The sequence below is a fragment of the Sphingobacterium sp. 40-24 genome (assembly GCF_001899705.1).
Classification (GTDB): Bacteria; Bacteroidota; Bacteroidia; order Sphingobacteriales; family Sphingobacteriaceae; genus Sphingobacterium; species Sphingobacterium multivorum.
The window spans coordinates 1-7,376 of sequence record NZ_MKWH01000052.1; the positions used below are offsets into that span (position 1 = coordinate 1).

Genomic DNA, 7,376 nt, shown 5'->3' on the forward strand with positions numbered 1-7,376 from the left:
GAGGCAGATGTATGGTAGAGCGGGGTTTGACTTATTGAGGAAACGTGTAGTATACGCTCCGTCTTGACCACCAAAAGTGGGGAAGAACCAGTTTAACCGAAAAGAGTACATCATGCTGTTTTAAATCAATCTTTTGAGCAAGTGGGAATATAGTATCCAGAAAATCTTGCAAGAGCAAAGGGTAATATTGTTTAAATTTCTGTTAATCCAGTTTTAGTATAATCCAGTGTTGTTATCTAATTTTATCCTACTCGAAACTAGCACATTTATCGGATAGTTTCGGCTCCACTTAACGAAAAAAACAATCATTATTTATTTCGTTGTAGTGCGTAAACCTAAAATGTTATAGAGTAGATATATCCCAATGCTATGAGAAAAAAGATTGTGGTGCTAACATTATTGGCGCTTGTGCTTATTGGTACGAGCATTTTGACCTTTGGAAAGAAAGAGCCAATTGATTTTAGCGCTGATGTTAAACCGATATTGAATAAACATTGTATCACATGCCATGGTGGGGTTAAAAAAAATGGCGGACTAAGTTTTCTTTTTGAAAATGAGGCCTTCGCCAAAGCCGAGTCTGGCAAACCAGCAATTATTCGTGGCGATGGCGAACATAGTGAATTGGTAAAGAGACTGATTTCCGATGACCCTGAATTGCGTATGCCTTACAATGCCCCTAAACTGAACGATGATGAAATTGATATACTCAAAAGATGGATCGATGAAGGTGCCAAATGGGGAGAGCATTGGGCATATACAATGCCCAAGGAGACTGAGGTACCTAAACCTTTTTCGTTGCTCAGTATATTTGGTGTCAAACCTAAAGGGGTGAATAATACGATTGATTTTTTTGTTTTGGATAAGATGAAGGAGAAGAAATTATCCTTTGCTGATGAGGCCGATAAAGCACTGTTGTTACGGAGAGTGTATTTAGATCTGATTGGTATTCCACCCACGTTGGCAGAAATTCAAGCCTTTGAAGCAGATCAGCGTGATGATGCTTATACCTTGCGTGTAGATAGTTTGCTGGCGTCGCAGAAATATGGCGAAAAGTGGGCGAGTTGGTGGTTGGATATGGCGCGATATGCAGATACGAAGGGTTACGAGAAGGATGGTTCGCGCACGATATGGTCCTATCGGGATTGGGTCATTAAGGCCTTGAACAAGGATATGCCTTATGATGAATTTACGATTGAACAGCTCGCTGGGGATTTGCTCCCGGAGCCAACCAAGGATCAACTTATCGCAACCGCCTTCCATCGCAATACCATGAATAATGATGAAGGGGGGACCGATAGTGAGGAATTTCGGATGGCTGCGGTTTTGGATCGCTTAAATACAACCTATCAAGTATGGTTGAGTACAACCTTCGAATGCGTGCAATGCCATAGTCATACTTATGATCCCTTTAAATTTGAAGAGTATTATAAATCGTTAGCTTTTTTTAACAACACCAGAGATGAAGACACCCAAGGTGATCATCCTAAACTTCGTTTTTATACGGCACAAGATGAAAAGCGAATTGACAGTATAAAAAGGTGGTTGTCGACGACAGGAAATACAAGCTTGGTAAAATCAACAGATCTATTCCTTCACACTCTTGAACCCAAAATACATGCGCATTACAGCGATCAAATAGTAGATGGTGCGCTTTATGATACGAAATGGTTGGGGGTTAGAACTGGAGGATCGGCTCGGTTAAGGGCGATAAACTTGGATAATAAACAGCAATTTTTTATGAATTTCTGGACAGGCGCGGTAGATGGAAGATTAGAAATTCACGTGGATAAACCTACAGGACCAATTCTCGCCGTTATTGATTTGCCGAGTACAAATGGAAGACAGGTTATTCAGTCTCCCATACTCCCGACTCGCGGTGTACATGACTTATATCTGGTTTTCAAAAATCCATCTGTGGCGCATGGGCAGCCGATCTGCATGATTGAATGGTTTGCATTTCGTGAGAACTTTCCACATGAAAAGTCACTGGATAATATGAATTTTCAAAAGACTTTTCTCCAGTTGGTCAACATGCAACCCGAAGGTGTGCCAATCATGATTGAAAATCCCAAAGACATGCATCGTAAAACAAATGTATTTATACGTGGTAACCGTCTGTCTCTGGGGGCGGAAGTACAGCCTACAGTTCCGGCTTCACTGAATAGTTTCCCGAAAGGCGCTCCGCGCAACCGTCTGGGGTTTGCGCAGTGGATTGTCAGTAAGGAAAACCCCTTGACAGCACGAACCTTAGTTAATCGCGTATGGGCACAGCTATTTGGCCGGGGCCTAGTTGAACCATTGGGAGATATGGGCACTCAGAGTATCCCGCCAATTCACCGAGAGTTATTGGATTACCTTGCCCTAGATCTGATGAATACCAAAAAGTGGAGCGTTAAAAAACTGATCCGCGAGATTGTCTTATCCGGAACGTATAAGCAGTCCTCTAGCTTGAACAATTCCAATTTTGAGAAGGATCCACAGAATTATTATTTGGCAAGGGGACCTCGGTTTAGATTATCTGCCGAACAGATTCGTGACCAAGCTTTAGCTGTAAGTGGATTGCTCAGCAACAAAATGTATGGACCAAGTGTAATGCCCTACCAACCTGATGGGGTATGGATGACTGTATATAGCGGTGAGTCCTGGGTGAAAAGTGCTGGAGAAGATCAATACCGAAGGGGCATCTATACGTTTTTAAAGCGTACGAGTCCTTATCCGTCTTTTGTTTCTTTTGATGCTTCTAGCAGGGAGGTTTGTTTGGTCGACCGTATTCGCACCAATACACCGCTGCAAGCGCTTGCCACATTAAATGATCCTGTTTATCTCGAAGCGGCTAAACATCTGGGGGCTATTATGGAAAAGGAGGGAAATGGAAACCTTCGGAATGGTATTCGTGTCGGTTATAAACGTGCCATGTTGAAGGATGCCGATGAAAAGAAACTCAAGGAACTGGAACATCTTTATCAAAAGGCATTGGTTGATTTCAGCAAAAAACCTGATTCAGCAGCCAAATTTTTGAATGAGGATTTAGCAAAAAGTAATGTAAAGGTCCTGTCTTCAAAAGCTGCCTACATGCTTGTTGCCAATGCAGTGTTGAATTTGGACGAATTTTTAACGAAATCATAAATATTGAAATGATAAATATGAACCGAAACTTCTGAATAAGGACTATCGTATGAAAACGAAGTCTTTTATTGAGAAGGTTAGACCTATAAAATAGTAAGAATATAAACCGAAATGAGCTAAAGCTGCGCACTAAAATTTTAGAGATACAGCTCGTTCATACGTAATGATAGTCAGATGAAAGACCTAAATAAGCTTATAAAAGAAGTGCAACAATTTGAATTGCAGGCTGTCACCAGAAGACATTTTCTAAAAGATTGTGTGGCCGGTATCGGCGGTATTGCTTTGGGGAGTTTGTTAACGAGTTGTAATGGATGGGGACAGTCAAAATCAGCAGAAAAGTTGGATCTGAATGCACTCAATCCACTTGTGCCCAAGCCACCTCATTTCCCAGGTAAGGCTAAAAGTGTCATTTACCTGCATATGGCTGGCGCTCCATCACAATTGGAGTTATTTGATTACAAGCCTGCCTTGCAGAAATTACATAATCAACCTTGTCCGGAGTCCTTGCTTGCAGGAAAGAAATTTGCTTTTATTCGTGGGATTCCAAAAATGCTGGGACCACAGGCTACTTTTAAACAGTATGGAGCAAGTGGGGCTTGGGTATCAGATCATTTGCCTCATTTTAGTAAAGTCGTTGATGAAGTGAGTTTTCTGAAGGCTGTGCATACCGATCAGTTCAATCACGGCCCGGCCCAATTGTTTATGCATACAGGAAGTGCCCGTCTCGGTCGCCCTAGCATTGGTTCATGGGTAACTTATGGTCTGGGATCTGAAAATAGCAATTTACCCGGTTTTGTTGTGTTAACATCGGGAGGTAAAACGCCTGATGCTGGTAAAAGTGTCTGGGGAAGTGGATTTTTACCATCGGTATACCAAGGCGTTCAATGTCGTTCAAAGGGTGATCCCGTATTGTACATTGCCGATCCTGAAGGAATGGGAAGGGGTATGAAGCGTGATTTGATTGATGCCATAAATAACGTCAACAAAACAGAGTACGATACCTTTAAAGACCCCGAAACCTTGTCGCGGATCGCACAATATGAGATGGCTTATAAAATGCAGGTAGCCGTACCTGAAGTGATGGACATCAATAATGAACCGGCTTATATTCACGAATTGTACGGAACAGAGCCTGGTAAGGAATCGTTCGCCAATAATTGCCTATTGGCTCGGAAACTCGTAGAACAAGGGGTGAGATTCGTTCAGTTATTTGATTGGGGTTGGGACAGTCACGGTACAAATCCAGCAGATTCGATTGATCTCGGTTTTAGAAATAAATGCCGAGAGATTGATCGACCAATGACCGCATTGATTATGGATCTAAAACAACGTGGTTTGCTGGAAGAAACACTTGTGGTGTGGGGCGGGGAATTTGGGCGCACACCAATGCAAGAAAATAGGGACAACAGCGACATGCCATTCCTGGGACGTGATCATCATACCGATGCCTATACCATCTGGATGGCAGGTGGAGGAGTTCGTAATGGTATAAGTTACGGTCAGACCGATGATATCGGGTTCGCCGGGGTAGAAGGGCGTAGTTCTGTACACGATGTCCATGCGACCATGCTTCATCTTTTGGGTTTTGATCATGAGAAATTTACATACGATTTTCAGGGAAGGCCATTCCGATTGACAGATGTGGAGGGTGAACTAATTCAAGCTATAATTTAAAAAAATGAAACAATTTCTAGTATTAATTTTATTTATGAGCAGTTTTCTATCCATGACTGCCCAGCAGTTGCACATTAAATATTATTGCACCAATTGGGGAAATAGTGATTCCTGGGATACGTTCTGTCTCCGTGTGAAAAATGCAGGTTACGATGGTGTTGAATCCTGGTTACCTGGTAGTCCCAAAGAGCGCAAAGAGATGATCGATGCATTACATAAACATGGATTGAGTTTAGGGTTACTTTCAGGGGGATCTGGTGGAACTTATGAGGAATATAAAGAAAGTTTTAAGCGTAATTTGGATGAAGCAGCACAGCTGAAACCCGATTATATTAATTGCCATACAGGTAAAGATTATTACTCGTTTGAACAGAACAAAACATTGATTGAGCTTGCTGATGCAGCTAAAAATAAGTACCGTATCCCCGTTTATCATGAGACACACCGCGGAAGATTTAGTTTTGCAGCCCATGTAACAAAAGAATATTTAGAGAAGATTCCGACGTTACAACTTGCATTGGATATTTCACATTGGTGTAATGTACACGAATCAATGCTTTCTGATCAGACCGAGGCCGTAACAAAGGCACTTTCTAGAACTGAGCACATTCATGCACGCATTGGGCATCCCGAAGGACCACAAGTCAACGACCCCGCCGCTCCTGAATGGAAGAGTATTGTTGCACAACATTTGGCCTGGTGGGATAAAGTTGTTGCTAAACACAAGGATAACGGGATGAAGTTATTAACCATAACAACCGAGTTTGGCCCAGCGGGTTATTTACCCACATTGCCATTTACACAACAACCGGTGGCCGATCAGTGGTCAATCAATGTCTATATGTTGCATTTACTCAAAGACAGATATAAAGAATGATGGTTTTCTTTGATGAATTATTGGGCTTTTCGGGACGATTTCATCCTCTTTTGGTCCACCTACCGATCGGCATATTGTTGTTGGCTTTTGTTATGGCAATTATTGCGCAGTTTAAAGGCGGAGCTATGTATTTGCCTGCTATTAAACTCTCCTTATTCCTAGGGACTATAGCCGCCATAGTGGCTGCTTTATCGGGTTATCTGCTTTCACGAAATGGAGGTTATGAGGAGGATGTACTGAGCTATCACAAGTGGTTAGGAATTGTCGTGGCCTTGAGCAGCTTATTATTGTGGTTTCTCTATCGTAAAGAATCTTCTTCTGCATTTCGCTTTTGGCTTTTTTTTCTCGTAGTAATCATGATTGGGGTCACTGGACACTATGGTGGAACATTGACGCATGGAAAGGGCTACTTTGTGGAAGCTATGCCAGTGGCACTAAAAAAGCTGTTTAAAACGGAAGAAGACAAAGAGGACGTTCTTATCGTTCAAAATGCACAGGAAGCAGAAGCCTATAATGGAATTATTCAACCTATTCTTAAACAGCGTTGTCAAAGCTGCCATGGGCAAAAAAAGCAGGAAGGGGGGCTGGCATTGGATACAAAAGAGAATTTGTTAAAAGGGGGAGAGAATGGCACAGTACTGCATGCAAGCGATTCGAAAAAGAGTGAATTATATGCCAGGTTGGTATTACCTGAGGGACATAAGAAGCGAATGCCACCTAAAGGTCGTACGCCGATAACTCCTGATCAGATCAGACTGATTGCCTGGTGGATAGATCAAGGAGCCAATTTTGATAAAAAAGTGCGTGAAATACCACAAACGGAGGAAATCGCTCATTTGTTGAAAAAATTGGAAACAGGGGAAAAAGACACTCCATCGGTATTATATGCAGATTTACCTGCGGCGCCAGCTTTGCCAAAAGATAAAATCGATGCTTGGCAGGCTAAGGGTATTAAGATCATCCAAGTTGCAAAAGATAATAACTTTGTGTTGGTTAATGCCATTAATTATCCTCAATTTAATGATAAGGACCTACAGGAATTATTAAGTATTAAGGATAATATTGTACAGCTGAAATTAGGAAATACAGCTGTTACAGATCTTGCTTTCTCAACATTTTCGGCAATGCCGAGTCTTTCCCGCCTACATCTGGAAAATACAGAAATTTCCGATGCCGGATTGAGCCAGTTGAAAGGTCTGTCAAAATTAACGTATTTAAATCTGACGGGAACAAAAGTTACCTCAAAAGGTCTGTCAAAACTGAACGACCTTCCGAGTTTAAAAAACGTCTATCTCTATAAAACCGCAAATCAGGAAGTCGCTACGATAAAGCAGCTGAACGCTAAGATTAAGGCAGATACCGGTAATTATAGTTTGCCTTTTATTGAAACCGATACAATCAGGTTTTGAGCTGTTGTTGGAATTGCTGGCTATACGCTGGAAATCCGCGATTCAAATAGAATGCTCTTGTACAATTTAACAATTGGGGCGACATGGACAAGTAATTTAAGGAACATAAACAGGATATCTTAGCAGATACGAAGCGAATGTATAAGGGGAATGATACAAAATGCGCTAGAGTGGGATAGGAGGAATAGGAATGCGGAGGTGACGATGACTAGTCCTGAAAAAACGATACAGATTTTCAGTGATTAAAAATACTTAAATTTAAGCAGTAGTAGCCGAAAGGTTGCTACTGT

At 41.8% G+C, this 7,376-nt stretch carries 4 protein-coding genes; all 4 read left to right on the forward strand.

The features are described 5' to 3' along the window. Positions 1-369: 369 nt before the first annotated feature. The 4 genes from BGP15_RS18775 (at position 370) to BGP15_RS18790 (ending at position 7,086) form a co-directional block, all read left to right on the forward strand. The gene (locus tag BGP15_RS18775; RefSeq protein WP_286770473.1) at positions 370-3,126 is read left to right on the forward strand and encodes a DUF1553 domain-containing protein; all 2,757 of its coding nucleotides are present in this window, start codon (positions 370-372) and stop codon (positions 3,124-3,126) included. A gap of 174 nt (positions 3,127-3,300) precedes the next feature. Beyond that, on the forward strand, positions 3,301-4,800 hold the full coding sequence (locus tag BGP15_RS18780; protein ID WP_286770474.1) for a DUF1501 domain-containing protein: 1,500 nt from the start codon (positions 3,301-3,303) through the stop codon (positions 4,798-4,800). 4 nt (positions 4,801-4,804) lie between these two features. Further along, positions 4,805-5,677, forward strand: coding sequence for a sugar phosphate isomerase/epimerase family protein (locus BGP15_RS18785; protein ID WP_286767092.1), 873 nt, complete (start codon positions 4,805-4,807; stop codon positions 5,675-5,677). Then, positions 5,674-7,086, forward strand: a complete 1,413-nt coding sequence (locus BGP15_RS18790; protein WP_286770475.1) for a c-type cytochrome domain-containing protein — start codon at positions 5,674-5,676, stop codon at positions 7,084-7,086. The genes BGP15_RS18785 and BGP15_RS18790 overlap by 4 nt, the downstream gene beginning before the upstream one ends. Positions 7,087-7,376: the final 290 nt, after the last annotated feature.

Bases quoted from the DNA above. Each gene is read 5' to 3' on its own strand.
- BGP15_RS18775 (WP_286770473.1), top strand. From the start codon at position 370: ATGAGAAAAAAGATTGTGGTGCTAACATTATTGGCGCTTGTGCTTATT.
- BGP15_RS18780 (WP_286770474.1), top strand. From the start codon at position 3,301: ATGAAAGACCTAAATAAGCTTATAAAAGAAGTGCAACAATTTGAATTG.
- BGP15_RS18785 (WP_286767092.1), top strand. From the start codon at position 4,805: ATGAAACAATTTCTAGTATTAATTTTATTTATGAGCAGTTTTCTATCC.
- BGP15_RS18790 (WP_286770475.1), top strand. From the start codon at position 5,674: ATGATGGTTTTCTTTGATGAATTATTGGGCTTTTCGGGACGATTTCAT.